A 14,474-nucleotide genomic window follows, 5' to 3' on the forward strand; every position below is an offset into this window, starting at 1 on the left:
GTGCGGATGCATGAGCAAATGCACGTGCACGAGGGGTGTTCCCTCGGTTACAGGTTTGACGTCCGCTTTACCGAAGTGCCCCTGCGACCTGTGCCGACAACCTTCCGCCGGTACCCGGGGCGCGTCAGCCGAGCCGCTCCAGCGCCTGCCCCAGAGCGGGCAGGACATGCCCCGCCATCCCCCGTTCATGATCTTGCGCGCCATCAGCTGAGCCGGGTCGTCCGGATCGAATCCCTCGTGCACTAGGAACAGACGCGTACCGCGCCCTTCCTGTTCCAGGGTCCAGGTGATGGTCCAGTCGGCGGGGTTGGCCGGATCGGCGTCGGCCCAGCGGACGGACAGCATCCGCTCGATGTCGTAGGCCAGAACCCGCACCTCCACGACCCCCGAGAAACGGGCGCCCGGACGCGGGACGGAGGTCATCCGGTACCGGTGGCCGACCTCCAGGCGGAAGCCCTCGGCGCCGGGCATCTGCCACTGCGCCAGCAGGTCCGGTTCGGTCAGGGCGCGCCAGACCTTGGCGGGCGGGTGCGGGAAGAACTGGTCGACGCGGATGGTGGTCAGGTCGTCATCGGGTTGGGCGTTCATGGCTGGTCATCGTCGGGCAGACGGTCGAGCAGGTCGCCGAGGCCCTTCAGCCGGCCGCGCCAGAACCGCTCGTACGGGTGGAGCCAGTCCTGCACCTCGGCGAGCGGGGCGGCCTCGAGGCGGTAGATGCGCTGCCGTCCGGAGCGCTGTTCGGACACGAGGCCGGCCTCCCGGAGCACCTTCAGGTGTTCCGAGAGGCTCGGGCGGCGCATGTCGAAGTGGTCGGCCAGGGCCTGGACGGGCTGCGGTCCGCGCTCGCGCAGCAGTCGCAGCACCTCGCGGCGGGTGGCGTTGGCGAGCGCGGCGAAGACACGGTCCTCGGCGGCGGCCTCGCGGGCCCCGGCTGCGGTCATCGCCGGCCTTTCTCCTGGTGAGGCTACTGGTCAGCCTCTGTGAGCAGCATCAGACCGTTGCCGTCCGGGTCCCGGAAGGAGGCCATCCGGCCCCACGGGTACTCGTCCGGGCCCTGCACCTCGGCGCCCGCCTCGGCGAGCTTCGCGCAGTCGGCGTCGACATCGGTCGTCACCAACATGATCCCCTGCGCCGAACCGGCTTCGAAGCCGCCCATGCCCGGCCCGGAGAGCGTGAAGACGGTCTGCGCACCCTTGGGCGCGACCTGGAGCCAGCACCCCTGCGGCATCGGTAGATCGGCGGTGACCTCGAAGCCGAGGACGTCCCGGTAGAAGCGCAGGGCGCGGTCCTGGTCGGTGACGGGGAGGGTGACGAAGGAGGCGTGAGTGATGTTCATGAGTACGAGAATAGGTAGGAGATTTCCTACGAGTCAAGCGTAGGGAATCCCCTACCTGTGTGGGTCGATCAGCGGCAGCGGCGCCTTCTCGCGTACCGCGGACGGCGAAGCGGAGCGGGATCGCGAAGAAGGGGCGACAAGGAGAGCGTCGCCCGGTACGCCGCCCGGCGCGCCGACCCGAGGGAGATCGTCCGGCGGCCCTCGTCCTCACGGGCCGAACGGCTCGCCGCCCGGCGCGAGTCGGGCGGGCAGCCGCGGGACGCGAGCGCCACGCGCGTCCGCGACCGCGACTGGTCGACGGCCGGCCGTGCGGTCGTCTGCGGGCTTTCGGACCGTCCCGGGCGAACCCGGGCGAGCAGGCTCACAACGGATTCCTGCCCGGCCTTTCGGAAGTCCTCCTGGTAACTGCTGGTAGCTTGCTGCGGGCCGTCCTGGCCGAGGGCGGCCGGCCGCTACAGCTTGGGAGCTTTTCCGGTGACTTCTGCGACTGCTGCGACTGCAAGGGTGCGGACCGCGACCGTGGCCGCGGCGCTGGTGGGCGCGCTCGCCGCGCTGACCGCGTGCAGCGGGGGCGGGGGCGGCGACAAGACCGCCTCCTCGGCGACGCCGAGCGCGACCGCCGCGTCCGCCTCTTCCTCGGGCTCCTCTTCGGGCTCCGGAGCCGTGACCGGTGCTTCGGGCAAGCTCCAGGGCAGCTGGATCACCACGAACGGCGGCAAGATCGTGGCCCTGGTGATCACCGGGAAGAAGGCCGGGCTCTTCGTGACCGGCCGCAAGGCGTGGTGCCAGGGTGCCGCGGGCCAGGAGTCGGGGATGCAGATGATCCATCTGACCTGCCCCGACGGCAACAAGGACCGGGTCACCGGCATGGTCGACTCGGTGGACGCCAAGAGCATGACGGTGAGCTGGTCGGGCACGACCGGCAAGGAGACGTACACCAAGGCGGAGGGCGGCAAGCTGCCCTCGGCACTGCCCACCAAGGTGAAGAAGTGACCGCGTGAGTCCGGTGACTTGGTGTGAGTCCGGTGAGGCGCGCCACCTGAAGCGGTGATTCCGCCGGGGGTCGGCGAACAGGACCGGTGCGCAGGCGCCATGATGCAGGGGCACCGTCACGACCTCGATGGGACCTGCTCATGCGCGCCACTCCGCTCACCGTCACGGCTCTCGCCGCCGCCCTGCTGCTCACCGCCTGCCATGGCGGCGGGAGCAAGAGCAGCGGCAAGAACAGCTCGGCCTGCGAGATCGGCGGTGTCTCCGTGCAGATCGGGTCGGCGAGCGTGGCGCCGAAGGCCGGTGACACGGGAGAGATTCCCGTCAGCATCACCAACCAGAGCAAGTCCTGCACCCTGGACCAGTTCGCGGACGTCGTCCTGAACACCGGCAGCACCGAGGCCAAGCTGCCGGCGCTCAAGGGTGCGAAGCCCCAGAAGCTGAAGCTCGCCAAGGGCGAGTCGGCGTCCTTCACCATCAACTACGTGCGTGGCAAGGACGGTGACAAGACCGGCCTGAACGCCAAGACCGTGAAGATCACCCTGCCGGGCACCACCGCCTCCCGCAGCTTCCCCTGGTCCTACGGCCCTGTCGCCGCCCAGTCCGGCGGGAGCGGCCCGAACGCCTCCGTGACCGCCTTCCAGCAGGTCGGCGACTGAGCGTCCCCGCGCTCCGGGGCGCTCACTCCAGCCGGGGGCGGGCCCTGACCTGCGCCCGGTCCGCCGCCCGCGCGCCCTCCGTCCACCCGGCCGCGTCGCTCACCCCGCGCAGCCGGGTCGTGGTGGTCTCGGGGAACATGCGCTCCAGCCGGTCGGTGACGGCTATCTCCCTGGTGGCGAGGACCGGCAGCAGGTCCTGGGTGACCTGGGTCTCGGCGGCGGCCGCGAGCCGGTCGCCGACACGGTGGGCGTAGGCGGCCAGGAACGACTGCCGGAAGGTCTTGGTCCGCTTCCGTCCGCCGGCTCTCTGGGCGGCCTCCGCCTTGGACATCGCATGCGTGGCCTGCACCAGCAGGGAGGTGTAGAGCAGCTCGACCGCCTCCAGGTCCGCCTCGAAACCGACGACCGTGGAGAAACCCAGCGGTTCGTGCCACACCGCGCGGCAGTTGTTCGCCCCCGACACGGCGTCGAGCAGGACGGCCTTGGCCTGTTCGTACGGCGGTTCGACCCCGATCCGGCAGGCGCCGGGCGCGTCCGGCGCGGGCGCCTCGGCGGCGAGCAGCGCCTCGTCGACACTGTGCCGCGCCATCAGCTCCTGTGCCTTGGCGCTGAGCGCCTCCGCCTCCTGCGGGTACCCGGTCGCCTCGGCCTTGGCGAGCAGTGCGCGGATGCGGGCGAGCATGCGGGAGGCGGCCGGGCCGGGGGCGCGCCGGGGTTCCTCCTCCAGGGGCTCGAGGGTGGGCAGGCGCAGCAGCAGGCGGTACAACTCCAGCGCGGTCGTGGCCTGCGAGAAGCGGTCGGTCCCGCGGGCGGGGCCCTCGGGCAGGTCCGCCAGCTGGGCCGCCCAGCGGCGCCCGCGCGGGCGGTCCCGCCCGGCCTGCGCACGGATCAGCGTGGCGGTCAGATGCACATGGCCGTCCTCCAGCTCGCGCCGCACCAGCCGTACGACGTCGGCGGGCTGCCAGCCGCGCTGCCAGGCGGACGCCACGAACTCCTCGCCCTTCCGCGCGAGTTCGGCGTCCGCGGCGGGGTCGGCGGCGAGCAGGGAGGCACCCGTGTCGAGGCCGGTGTCGGTGTCGTCGTAGAGGGCGGCCCGAAAGGCCCTCTCGACCGTGCTGGCAGTGCTGGTCACATCGTCGATCGTGCCATGCCGCGCTGACAGCGGGCCGAGTGTTTTCCACAGGCTGTGGATGAAAGGGTGGCGGCGGGGTGCCGAGGGTCTGAGGAGCCGGGGGGGGCGCGGGCCGTCGGTCGGCACCAAGGTAGTCACCGGGGGCGGTGGGGGCCGGGAGCGGCGGGGGCCGGGAGGGTGGCCGCCATGCCGAAGTGACGAGCGCAAGGCTGTCAACTGTCGGTTGACACTATGCTGGGCGCAACCTACGGTTGACACATGGCGACCGACCCGAACATCACGGCATCCGTACGCCTCGACGACCTCATCGAGGCCATCAAGAAGGTCCATCCCGAGCCCCTGGACCAGCTCCAGGACGCGGTGATCGCCGCCGATCACCTCGGTGACGTGGCCGACCACCTGATCGGCCACTTCGTCGACCAGGCCCGGCGCTCGGGCGCGTCCTGGACCGAGATCGGCCGGAGCATGGGCGTGACCCGGCAGGCGGCGCAGAAGCGGTTCGTGCCGAAGGAGTCCGCCGACCTCGACCCCAGCCAGGGCTTCAGCCGCTACACCACGCGCGCGCGGAACGTGGTCATGGCCGCACACAGCGAGGCGCTGGCGGCCCGCAACCCCGAGGGCCGCCCCGAGCACCTGGTCCTCGGACTGCTGGCCGAGCCGGAGGGCCTGGCCGCGAAGGCGATCACCGCGCAGGGGGTGCCCCTGGACTCCGTACGGCAGGCCGCGTCCGCCGCGCTTCCGCCCGCCGCGGACGACGTACCCGAGCTCATCCCCTACGGCCCCGACGCCAAGAAGGCCCTGGAACTCACTTTCCGCGAGGCCCTCCGGCTCGGCCACAACTACATCGGCACCGAGCACATCCTGCTCGCGCTCCTGGAGCAGGAGAACGGCCAGGGCGTCCTCAGCGACCTCGGCATCACCAAGGCGGCCAGCGAGGAGTACCTCGCCAAGCTGCTGTCGCTGGTGATGGAGCAGAAGCAGGCGACGGCAACGACGGACGAGGCCGGGGCGGGCGACTCCTCGAAGGGCTCCGAGGACTGAGCCGCCCCTGCGGGGGCTGAAAACGCCGAGCGGCGAACCCGCGGGACCGAGCCGACGGGGACTGAGCCGCCGGGACCGGGGCGCCGGGACTGCATGTGCGGGGCCGGGCCGCCGTACCGCACCTGCATGTGCGGACCCGGCCCGCCCGTCGCACCGCACCTGCGGGGCCGGGTCGCCGGGACCGCGCCACCGGACGAAGCCTGGGCGACCGGGTCAACGGGACGGCACGTCCGGGCTCGGCCCTGCCGGGAGGAACTTGCGGGACCGAGCCGCCGGGACCGTGCCGCCGAAGCCCCAGCGGTCGGGCCGAGCCGCCCGGACCGTGCCGCCGAAGCCCCAGCGGTCGGGCCGAACCGCCCGGACCGTGCCGCCGGAGCGCCCCGGCGGGGACTGAAATCGCAGGTCAGAGCGATTGTCAGACCCGGCTGCCACACTCGCAGTCATGACCGACCGGTGGGCTCTCGCGCCGGCCGAGGATGGAGGCGTGGACGTCGCCCCCCTCGGCCCGGACGGGCTGCCCGCCGGGCCGGTGCGGCGGGAGGGGGATCTCGCCGGGGCGGTGCGGAGCCGCCCGGAGGTGACACGCTGGGTGTGGCGGTCCACGCACGAGGTCTACCCGCGCCTGCTCGCCACGGGGGTGCGAGTGGAGCGGTGCTACGACATCGAGGACGCCGAAACACTCCTGCTGGGCCATGAGGGCCGGTACGGCGAGCCGCGCTCGGCCGCCGCCGCCCTGGCCCGCCTCCGGGGCGGCCCCGTACCGCCCGACCCGCCCCAGCGCTCGGCCGAACCGGGCGCGCAGTCCCCGCTGTTCGAGCCCACCGGCGCCCATCTGCCCCTGACCGACCTCCTCGCGGTCCACGCCGAGCAGCTGCGACGGCATGAGCGGACCGCCCACCCCGACCGGATGCGGCTGCTGACGGCCGCCGAATCGGCCGGCATGCTGGTCGCCGCCGAGATGAACCACGCGGGCCTGCCCTGGAGCACCGGGGTCCACCGCGCCCTGCTGCACGACCTGCTGGGCGAGCGGTACGCGGGCGGCGGCGAGCCGCGTCGCCTCGCCGAGCTGGCCGACGAGGTGTCCGCCGCCTTCGGCCGCCGGGTGCGCCCCGACCTGCCCGCCGATGTGATCAAGGCCTTCGCCCAGGCCGGCATCAAGGTGCGTTCCACCCGCCGCTGGGAGATCCAGTCCGTCGACCACCCGGCCGTCAAACCCCTGCTGGAGTACAAGAAGCTGTACCGCATCTGGGTGGCGCACGGCTGGTCCTGGTTGCAGGACTGGGTGCGCGACGGCCGCTTCCGCCCCGAGTTCCTCGCCGGCGGCACGGTCACCGGCCGCTGGGTGACCAACGGCGGCGGCGGACTGCAGATTCCCAAGGTGATCCGCCGGGCCGTGGTCGCCGACCCCGGCTGGCGGCTGGTGGTGGCCGACGCCGACCAGATGGAGCCGCGGGTGCTCGCCGCGATCTCCCGGGACCCCGGTCTGATGGAGGTCGCCGGCCGCGAGAGCGACCTCTACCAGTCCGTCTCCGACCGAGCCTTCTCCGGCGACCGCGACCAGGCCAAACTCGCCGTGCTCGGCGCGGTCTACGGCCAGACCTCGGGCGACGGCCTGAAGAACCTGGCCGCGCTGCGCCGCCGCTTCCCGAAGGCCGTCGCGTACGTCGACGAGGCGGCGCGCGCGGGCGAGGAGGGCCGGCTGGTGCGCACCTGGCTGGGCCGGACCTGCCCGCCGGCGACCGGGTCCGGCGAGGACGCGGCGGAGGAGGCGGGCATTCCCCTCGGTGAGGACGACACCGAGACACGGCCCGACGGCCAGGCCGCCTGGGTCCCCGGCTATGCCTCCACCAATTCCCGGGCGCGGGGCCGCTTCGCGCGGAACTTCGTCGTCCAGGGCAGCGCGGCCGACTGGGCGCTGCTGATGCTCGCCGGGCTCCGCCGGGCCTGCGCGGAGCTCGGGGCCGAGCTGGTCTTCTTCCAGCACGACGAGGTGATCGTGCACTGCCCCGCCGAGGAGGCCGAGGAGGTCGTCCGGGCCATCCGTGCCTCCGCCGACCTCGCCGGACGGCTGACCTTCGGCGAGACACCGGTGCGGTTCCCGTTCACGACGGCGGTGGTGGAGTGCTATGCCGACGCCAAGTGAGCGCTGCCTGGGCGCACTTCGATCGCTGTTCGCGGGCTGTTCAAGGGCCCTTTGGTCACTGGGCGAGCAGCTCGCGCAGCTCCGTCACGACCGTCTGCGCGTCCGTACCGTCCAGCGCGGTGAGCGCCGCGCGCCAGGTGTCGTGGGCCTCCGCCCGCCGCCCCTGCGCGCTCAGCAGCAGCCCGCGCTGGTGCCGGGCCAGTCCGCCCATGTAGCGGTCGGCGCGGGCATCGGCCCGGCGCAGCAGTTCGGCGCACTCGCGCTCCGCCCGTTCGGTCTCCCCCAGCTCCCGCAGCGCGCGGACCAGGCCGAGCCGGGTCTGGGACTCGCCGTGCCAGTCGCCGTGGCCGCCCAGGATGACCAGGCTCTCCTCGAAGTGCCGGGCGGCGGCGGCCGGTTCGCCCAGGGCGAGCTGGGCGTAACCGATGTTGCAGTGGGCGGAGTGCCGCACGATGACCGCGCCGATCGCGTCCCCGATCGCCAGCGAGCGCCGGTGCTGCTCGATGGCGGCACGCGGGTCGGTGTGCTCGTAGAGATTGCCCAGGTGGCTGCGGGTGACGGCCTCTCCGTAGGGATCGTTCAGCTGCCGCGAGTACGCGAGGCTCTGCCGCAGTGCCTCCCCGGACTCCGCGAACCGGCCGAGGCCCTCCAGCAGCAGCCCCCGGTTGTTCAGGCAGCGCCGGATCCGGGAGGCGACGCCGAGGCGCCGCCAGATCTCCAGGGACTGGTCGGTGAGGGCGAGGGCGTCCTTCTGCCGGCCGGTCAGGAAGTGCAGACCCGCCAGGTCGCCCAGCGCGTACGCCTCGGCCGCCGCGTCCCCGAGCCGCCGCGCGGCGCCGAGGGCGGCCTGCCCCAGCACCTCCATCTCGGCGACCCGTCCGCCGCGCTGGACGTAGGGGAAGAGCAGCCGCGCGAGCGCCGAGAGGTGGGCGGCCCGGCGTGGGTCGGCCGTGTCGGCGTTGCGCGCCACGAGCGCGACGACGTTCTCCAGCTCCACCTCGCCCCAGCCGAAGGCCTCCTCGTCGGACTCGAAGGCGGGCACCTCGGCCACGTCCCCCGCATGCTCCACCGGCTGCGCAGAGGTCGCCCGACGCCGGTCGTCCAGATCGATCCCGGGCTCCACGACCGCCTCCAACACCCGCTCGGCGACGGCGGCATACCAACGGAGGGCGGTCAGGTCGGGGGTGGGGCCGGGGACGGAGCCGAGGTGGGGGGCGACGTCGCGGGGGACGCCGGGGCGCACACCGGCGTGCGGGAGGGCGGCCGGGTCGGGGCTGGGAGCGGGCGCGGACACATCGGCCGAGTCCGTCCCACGGCCGACGTCCACGGGCGCACCGGAGCGTGCACCACTGCCCGGGAAGGCAGCCGGGCCCGCACCGGAACCGAGCGGGGACACATCGGCGGAGTCGGTCGGACGGTTGGCCTCCCCGAACGCGCCGGAGCATGCACCGGCATCCGGGACCGAAGCCGAAGCCGACGCGGACACATCGGACGGGTCCGTCCGACGGTCGGCCTCCACCGGCGCGCCAGAGCGTGCGTCGGCGGTCCGGGGTGGGGTGGGAGTGTGCCTGGATGTGTCGGTGGGGTCCGTTCCGTTGGTGCCGGGCGGCTCGGGTTCGGCTGGGGGCGCGGTCGGTGTTGCCGTGCCCATGGCCGGTCCCGGGTCCGCCAGTTCGCGGGCGAAGTCGCGGACCAGGTCGTGTGGGGCGTAGCGGCCGTAGGCCGTTTCCTCCAGGAGGGCGACGTCGACGAGGCGGTCGAGGGCGGCCTCGGCGCGGCGCTCGTCGGTGCCGGTGAGGCGGGCGATCAGCGGGGCGCCATACGTCGGCAGGTCCAGCGCGCCGATGCGGCGCAGGGCGAGGGCCGCGTCCTGGTCCGCCTCGCGCTCGGCGGCGGCGAGCGCGTCGTGGGCGACGGCCAGGGAGCGCCGGACGCTCAGGTCGTCGTACTCCAGGTGGCGCAACCGGCCGCCGGTGTCGGCCAGTTGGTCCGCCAGCACCTCGGGGGTGAGGGCGCGGCGGGCCGCGAGCCGCGCCGCGACCACGCGCAGCGCCAGCGGGAGCCGGCCGGTCAGCTCGACCAGGGCGTGCCCGGCGTCCAGCCCCTCGCGTCCGCTCACCGCGCGGAGCAGCGCCGCGCTGTCCTCGCCGGTCAGCGGAGCGAGCGGGAAGCGCCGGGCGCCGTCGAGGGCGGTCAGCGGCGAGCGGCTGGTGACGATGACCGCACAGCCGGGTCCGGCCGGCAGCAGGGGCCGTACCTGGGCCGCGTTCGCCGCGTCGTCCAGCACCAGCAGGATGCGTGCCGGAGCGAGCAGCGAGCGCAGCAACGCGGCGGCCGCGTCCGGGTGTTCGGGGATGCTGCGGGGCTCGGCGCCCAGGTCCCGGAGCAGTGCGGCGAGCGCCTGGGCGGAGGTGAGCGGGGTCATGCCGGGCGTGGCGCCGTGCAGGTTGACGTACAGCTGGCCATCGGTGAAACGCGCCCGCAGTTCATGCGCGACATCCAGCGCGAGCGCGCTCTTGCCGACGCCCGCCATGCCGCTGATCACGGCGATGGCGGGGGCCGGCGCGGGCGGCTCGGTGAGGGTGTGCCGGAGCGCGCGACGGACGTCGGCACGGCCGGTGAAGTGGGCCGGTGGGGGTGGGAGCTGGGCCGGGCGAGGAGCCTGCCGGGGGCCCGGTGTGCCGCCGCCCTCGTGCCGGTCCGGCGTCGGTCCCTCCTCCTTGGCGGCACCCTCCGACTCACCGGCCGCCTGCGGCTGTCGGCGGACGCCTTCCTCGGCGATCCGCGGCCCGCCCCGGCGCTCCTCCTCCGTCCTGCGCTGCTGGTCCTCCCCGTCACTCCCCCGCAGCACCTCGACGTGTGCCTCGCGGACCGCCGGGCCGGGTTCGACGCCGAGTTCCTCGATCAGGCGGGCGCGCAGATCACGGTGGACGGCGAGGGCCTCGGCCTGACGGCCCGTGCGGTGCAGGGCGAGCATGAGCTGACGGTGGTACGCCTCACGCAGCGGGTACTCGGCGACCAGCGCCGCGAGCTCCGGGACGATCCCGGACAACCGCGCCCCGCCCAGGGCGAGTTCGGCGTCGTAACGCCGTTCCAGCAGGAGCCGGCGGGCCTCCTCCAGGCGCTGTACCAGGGCGTAGCCGCCGAGGTCGGCGGGGAGTCCGCTGAGCGGGGTGCCGCGCCAGAGGGCGAGTCCGGCCGTGCAGGCCCGTACGACCCCCGGCCAGTCCCGCCGGGCGTGCGCGGCACGCGCCTCGGCGACCCGGGCGTCGAAGACGTGCACGTCCAACTCCCCTTGGTCGACGCGCAGTACGTATCCCGGCGGTACGGCCCTGAGCCGGTCGGGGTCGTCCAGGAGCCGGCGCAGCCGGGTGACGTGGTTGTGCAGGGACGCCTGCGCGGAGACGGGCGGTGCCCCGCCCCACAGGGCGTCCTTCAGCGACTCCACCGACACGACCCGGCCCGGCTCCAGCAGCAACGCGGCGAGCAGAGTGCGCACTTTGGGGCTGCCGATGGCGCGGACGGCGTCGTCGGGGATGTCGTCGGCGGGTGAGGTGCCGGAGAGGGCGCCGGGGGGCTCGTACGAGATATCGAACGGCGGTCGGTCGTAGAGGACCGGTGGTCCCAGCAGTCCGAACCGCAGCTCGCACCGCCGCATCACGCCGCTCCACTGCCTTCCCGTGCGGTCGGGGCCGACCGTGCTCCGCGACGGGCGTGCGCCCGCCGCTCCCTGGCGGAATTCCACCCTGTCCACAACGGTTTCCCGCCACCTTCTGCCGGCCGACCCGGCCCCGGATCGGCCTGTCCGACGACCTGGCCCGGAAACCGTCGGCACGTTTCGGCCAACGGGTCCGCGCCCTGCCGACGAACCGTTGGCCATATGTTAGCGATCCGTTGGCGGACCTTGATGTGATCACTTGCATCGGATCCGGCCCACGGCGCGCGCGTATGTCGCGTAACTCGGGGGAGTGTCGCCGCAGGCTGGGTTCGGGGACGCAAGGGGCCCCGGTCGGCGGAGGTGAACGCCCGGGGCCCCGTCCCGTTCCCTCTCCGCGCCGTATGCACGGTGTTCACGCCGGCCGGCTCACCGCACAAGCCCGCACCCCGCCGCTCAGATCACCGGCGGACGCCCGAGCCGGGTGAGCCGCCACACCGTCCGCCACCGCATGGGGCGGCGCTCGCCGGCCGGTTCCCGCAGACCCTCCACGAAACCGCCGAACCAGGCCCGCAGCCCCGCCAGGGAGCGCGTGCGGGCGAGGGTGAGCAGCGTCCACACCCCGAGGTGCACGGGGATCAGCGGCAGCGGCAGCCGGCGCCGGGCGAGCCAGACGCGGTTGCGGGCGTTGACGCGGTAGTAGATGGCGTGCCGGGCCGGGGAGGTCTTGGGGTGCTGGAGCAGCAGTTCGGGGGCGTAGAGGATCTTCCAGCCGGCGTCGGCGGCTCGCCAGGCGAGGTCGGTCTCCTCGTGCGCGAAGAAGAACTCGGCGGGCCAGTCCCCCGTCCCGGCCAGCATCGCCATGCGCAGGGCGTGGCCGCCGCCGAGGAATCCGGTGACGTAACCCCCGCGCAGGGGATCGGACTTGCCGACGCGCGGCACATGCCGCTGCTGTGTCTCGCCGTGCTCGTCGGCGATGCGGAAGCCGACGATGCCGAGGCGCGGGTCGGCGGCGTACAGGTCCCGTACGCGCCGCAGGACGTCGGCGTCGACGAGCAGCCCGTCGTCGTCCAACTCCACGACGATGTCGACGTCGCCGTACTCGCGCAGGCGGGCGAGGGCGACGTTCCGGCCGCCCGGGCAGCCGAGGTTCTCCTCCACGTCGATGGTGGTGACCTCGCCGGGCAGGGAGAGCCGGCGGGGGAACTCGGGCAGCCGGCAGCCGTTGCCGACGACCACGATGCGGGCGGGGGCGAGGTCCTGCTTGGCCACGGACTCGAGCAGGGCGTCGACCTCGGCGGGCCGGTTGCCCATGGTCACCACGGCGACGGCGATCCTCGGCTCCACCACGTCCCTCACCCCATCCGGCCGACGGCGGCACCACGCCCTGACCGCGCGGTGCCCACCGTTCACCAAGATGTTGCCTCAGATCCCCGGGTTCACCGGACCCCGATTCACTTTGCGGCCCCTTTGCTCCTGTTTTGTTCATACGTTTCCTCAGCCGCCGGAAGGCGGGCTGTTCGGCCGTCGCGGGGAGTCGAGCGGGATTCGAGGGCGAGGTGGGACGGTGAGTGCACTGCGGGGAGTGGCGCCGGGTGAAGGGATGGATCCTGTGGACAACCGCGAGCACGTCACCGAGCATTCGATCACGGTGGCGGCGTCGCCGGCCGCTGTGTACGGCCTGATCGCGGACGTCTCCGCCTGGCCACTGGTCTTCGGGCCCACTGTGCACGTCGAGGTGCTCAAGGAGCACGGCGGCGAGCAGTTGCTGAAGATCTGGGCGACGCTGGAGGGCCGGGTCGCCGGCTGGACCTCGCGCCGGGTGCTGGACGCCGAGGCGGGCACGGTCAGCTTCCGTCAAGTGGTGAGCGCGCCGCCGATCGCGGCGATGGGCGGTGAATGGCGTGTGCTGCCGGGCGAGGGCGGCGGCTGCCGGGTCGTGCTGCTGCACGACTTCCGCGCGGTGGACGACGACCCGTCCGCCGTCGAGCTGATCTCCCGGGCCGTGGACGACAACAGCCGAGCCGAACTGGGCGCGCTCAAGGCCGCCGCGGAACTCGGCGACGCCCAGCGTTTCGCCTTCGAGGACGCGGTCGAGATCGACGGACGCGCCGAGGACGTCTTCGGCTTCCTGGCGCGGGCGGAGCTGTGGGCCGAGCGGCTGCCGCACGTCGAGGCGGTCGACCTGGCGGAGTCCGAGCCCGCTGTCGGCGAGGTCGTCCAGCACCTGGACATGCGGACGCTCGCGGCGGACGGCTCCCGGCACGACACCAGCTCGGTCCGGCTGTGCTTCCCCGAGCGCCGGACCCTCGTCTACAAGCAGCGCAAGACCCCGGTCGCCCTGAGCGGGCACACCGGGCGGTGGACGGTGGAGCCGCTTGCGGACGGCGCCGACGGCGGGCCCCGGTCGCGGGCGGTCTCCTGGCACGCCGTCATGCTCGACCCGGACGGCGTGCGCCAGGTCTACGGCCGGGATGCGACGACCGCCGACGCGGCGCAGAAGGTGCGTGCCGCGCTGAGCGGGAACAGCCGGGCGACGCTGCGGCACGCCAGGGACTTCGCGGAGCGCCTGCGGGCGGCGGCGCGGACCGGTGCGTGACCTGAGCAGACCCTTCACCGTGATCCACCGGTTCACGGTGAAGGGGAACACCGAGAAGTTCGAGCGGGAGTTCCAGGACTACGCCGACTATCTGCTCCACGTGCCCGGGTTCGACTTCCTGGTCACCGTCCGCCTGCTCGACCGACCGGAGGTGTACACGCATCTGGGCCACTGGCGGAGCCTGCACAGCTTCGTCTCCGCGGTGCACGACGAGCCGTACCTGGACCGGGTGCGGCGGCTCGGCGCGATGGTGGAGACCGAGGCCGACCAGGCGGTGAGCATCGCCCGGACGGTGCTGGGCGAGGCCCGGGTCGGGGAGGACAGCGTCCTGCTGCTGCGCATCCAGGTGCACGGCGACTGGCGTACGGTCGAGTCGGCGTTCGGCGTGCTGGCGGCGGAGCTGGCCCGCCGTCCCGGCCACGGCGGCAGCGACCTGCTGCGCTCCACGCTGCACGCGCGGCGCTACCAGGCCCTGCTGTGGTGGCGGGACGGCGCGTCCTGCGCCGCCACCCTGCGGAGCGGGATCGTCCAGGAGTTCGCGGCCCGGGTCGCTCCGGCGGCCGTGGTGGAGGTGGAACGCACCCGCCATCTGGCCTACCGGCCGCAGTCACCGCTCGACTGAACAGCGGTCGGCATCCGAGTGGTGTTCGAGCCGTGTTCGTGCCGGCCGGGTCAGGCTGGGGTCATGACCGACGCCCCAGGAGTACCGGGACCGCCCGTGTCCGAGCCGCACTTCACCGTCGTACGGGGACAGCCGGACGCCGCCGAGCTGGCCGCGCTGACCGCCGTGCTGCTCACCCTGCTCGCCCGCCCCCACGGCGAGCCCCCACGCCGGCCGAGGGCCCCGTGGGCACACAACAGGCGGCGGTTCCGGCCGCCGGCCGCCTGGTCAGCCCCCCACGAACCATGAGAGGACGGC

At 73.6% G+C, this 14,474-nt stretch carries 12 protein-coding genes and 2 pseudogenes; 8 read left to right on the forward strand and 6 right to left on the reverse strand.

Going from position 1 to position 14,474, the window contains the following annotated elements:
• Nucleotides 1–124: 124 nt before the first annotated feature.
• From BFF78_RS19235 to BFF78_RS19245, 3 genes and pseudogenes are all read right to left on the reverse strand, one after another.
• Nucleotides 125–588, reverse strand: a pseudogene (locus BFF78_RS19235) (SRPBCC family protein).
• Nucleotides 585–941, reverse strand: a complete 357-nt coding sequence (locus BFF78_RS19240; protein ID WP_069779499.1) for an ArsR/SmtB family transcription factor — start codon at nt 939–941, stop codon at nt 585–587. Before BFF78_RS19240 ends, BFF78_RS19235 begins: the two are co-directional and overlap by 4 nt.
• A gap of 23 nt (nt 942–964) precedes the next feature.
• Nucleotides 965–1,336, reverse strand: a complete 372-nt coding sequence (locus tag BFF78_RS19245; RefSeq protein ID WP_069779500.1) for a VOC family protein — start codon at nt 1,334–1,336, stop codon at nt 965–967.
• Nucleotides 1,337–1,395: 59 nt separating this feature from the next.
• Here BFF78_RS19245 and rpsN point away from each other — a divergent pair.
• The 3 genes and pseudogenes from rpsN (at nt 1,396) to BFF78_RS19255 (ending at nt 2,985) form a co-directional block, all read left to right on the forward strand.
• Nucleotides 1,396–1,741 (forward strand): annotated as a pseudogene (gene rpsN, locus BFF78_RS46895) (30S ribosomal protein S14).
• A gap of 99 nt (nt 1,742–1,840) precedes the next feature.
• Nucleotides 1,841–2,329: a hypothetical protein gene (locus tag BFF78_RS19250; RefSeq protein WP_193433494.1), complete on the forward strand. Its 489-nt coding sequence runs from the start codon at nt 1,841–1,843 to the stop codon at nt 2,327–2,329.
• Between the two features lie 140 nt (nt 2,330–2,469).
• Nucleotides 2,470–2,985 carry a DUF4232 domain-containing protein gene (locus BFF78_RS19255; RefSeq protein WP_069779501.1) on the forward strand — a complete coding sequence of 172 codons (516 nt, stop codon included), beginning with the start codon at nt 2,470–2,472 and terminating at the stop codon, nt 2,983–2,985.
• Between the two features lie 22 nt (nt 2,986–3,007).
• Here BFF78_RS19255 and BFF78_RS19260 read toward each other — a convergent pair whose 3' ends face one another.
• Complete coding sequence (locus BFF78_RS19260) at nt 3,008–4,117, reverse strand: DUF2786 domain-containing protein (protein ID WP_193433495.1); 1,110 nt, start codon at nt 4,115–4,117, stop codon at nt 3,008–3,010.
• A 258-nt stretch (nt 4,118–4,375) separates the two neighbouring features.
• Here BFF78_RS19260 and BFF78_RS19265 point away from each other — a divergent pair, with 258 nt between their 5' ends.
• Entirely contained in the window at nt 4,376–5,158 is a 783-nt protein-coding gene (locus BFF78_RS19265) for a Clp protease N-terminal domain-containing protein (RefSeq protein WP_069779502.1), read from the forward strand.
• A gap of 442 nt (nt 5,159–5,600) precedes the next feature.
• Nucleotides 5,601–7,301: a bifunctional 3'-5' exonuclease/DNA polymerase gene (locus tag BFF78_RS19270; RefSeq protein ID WP_069779503.1), complete on the forward strand. Its 1,701-nt coding sequence runs from the start codon at nt 5,601–5,603 to the stop codon at nt 7,299–7,301.
• Between the two features lie 55 nt (nt 7,302–7,356).
• Here the strand turns inward: BFF78_RS19270 and BFF78_RS19275 are convergent, their stop codons facing one another.
• Both BFF78_RS19275 and BFF78_RS19280 read right to left on the reverse strand, forming a co-directional pair.
• Nucleotides 7,357–10,959 (reverse strand): BTAD domain-containing putative transcriptional regulator, encoded by a 3,603-nt coding sequence (locus tag BFF78_RS19275; protein ID WP_069779504.1) that lies wholly within the window; start codon nt 10,957–10,959, stop codon nt 7,357–7,359.
• A gap of 453 nt (nt 10,960–11,412) precedes the next feature.
• Complete coding sequence (locus BFF78_RS19280) at nt 11,413–12,306, reverse strand: glycosyltransferase family 2 protein (RefSeq protein WP_079161381.1); 894 nt, start codon at nt 12,304–12,306, stop codon at nt 11,413–11,415.
• A gap of 253 nt (nt 12,307–12,559) precedes the next feature.
• Here BFF78_RS19280 and BFF78_RS19285 point away from each other — a divergent pair, with 253 nt between their 5' ends.
• From BFF78_RS19285 to BFF78_RS19295, 3 genes are all read left to right on the forward strand, one after another.
• The gene (locus BFF78_RS19285; protein WP_069779505.1) at nt 12,560–13,555 is read left to right on the forward strand and encodes an aromatase/cyclase; all 996 of its coding nucleotides are present in this window, start codon (nt 12,560–12,562) and stop codon (nt 13,553–13,555) included.
• Nucleotides 13,556–13,574: 19 nt separating this feature from the next.
• Nucleotides 13,575–14,177: an antibiotic biosynthesis monooxygenase gene (locus BFF78_RS19290; protein ID WP_159033026.1), complete on the forward strand. Its 603-nt coding sequence runs from the start codon at nt 13,575–13,577 to the stop codon at nt 14,175–14,177.
• Nucleotides 14,178–14,240: 63 nt separating this feature from the next.
• On the forward strand, nt 14,241–14,465 hold the full coding sequence (locus tag BFF78_RS19295; protein ID WP_079161382.1) for an acyl-CoA carboxylase epsilon subunit: 225 nt from the start codon (nt 14,241–14,243) through the stop codon (nt 14,463–14,465).
• Nucleotides 14,466–14,474: the final 9 nt, after the last annotated feature.

Source organism: Streptomyces fodineus, from assembly GCF_001735805.1.
GTDB classification, from domain to species: Bacteria; Actinomycetota; Actinomycetes; order Streptomycetales; family Streptomycetaceae; genus Streptomyces; species Streptomyces fodineus.

Coding starts and splice junctions, on each gene's coding strand:
- BFF78_RS19240 (WP_069779499.1), bottom strand. CDS start 941: ATGACCGCAGCCGGGGCCCGCGAGGCCGCCGCCGAGGACCGTGTCTTC.
- BFF78_RS19245 (WP_069779500.1), bottom strand. CDS start 1,336: ATGAACATCACTCACGCCTCCTTCGTCACCCTCCCCGTCACCGACCAG.
- BFF78_RS19255 (WP_069779501.1), top strand. CDS start 2,470: ATGCGCGCCACTCCGCTCACCGTCACGGCTCTCGCCGCCGCCCTGCTG.
- BFF78_RS19265 (WP_069779502.1), top strand. CDS start 4,376: ATGGCGACCGACCCGAACATCACGGCATCCGTACGCCTCGACGACCTC.
- BFF78_RS19270 (WP_069779503.1), top strand. CDS start 5,601: ATGACCGACCGGTGGGCTCTCGCGCCGGCCGAGGATGGAGGCGTGGAC.
- BFF78_RS19275 (WP_069779504.1), bottom strand. CDS start 10,959: ATGCGGCGGTGCGAGCTGCGGTTCGGACTGCTGGGACCACCGGTCCTC.
- BFF78_RS19285 (WP_069779505.1), top strand. CDS start 12,560: ATGGATCCTGTGGACAACCGCGAGCACGTCACCGAGCATTCGATCACG.
- BFF78_RS19295 (WP_079161382.1), top strand. CDS start 14,241: ATGACCGACGCCCCAGGAGTACCGGGACCGCCCGTGTCCGAGCCGCAC.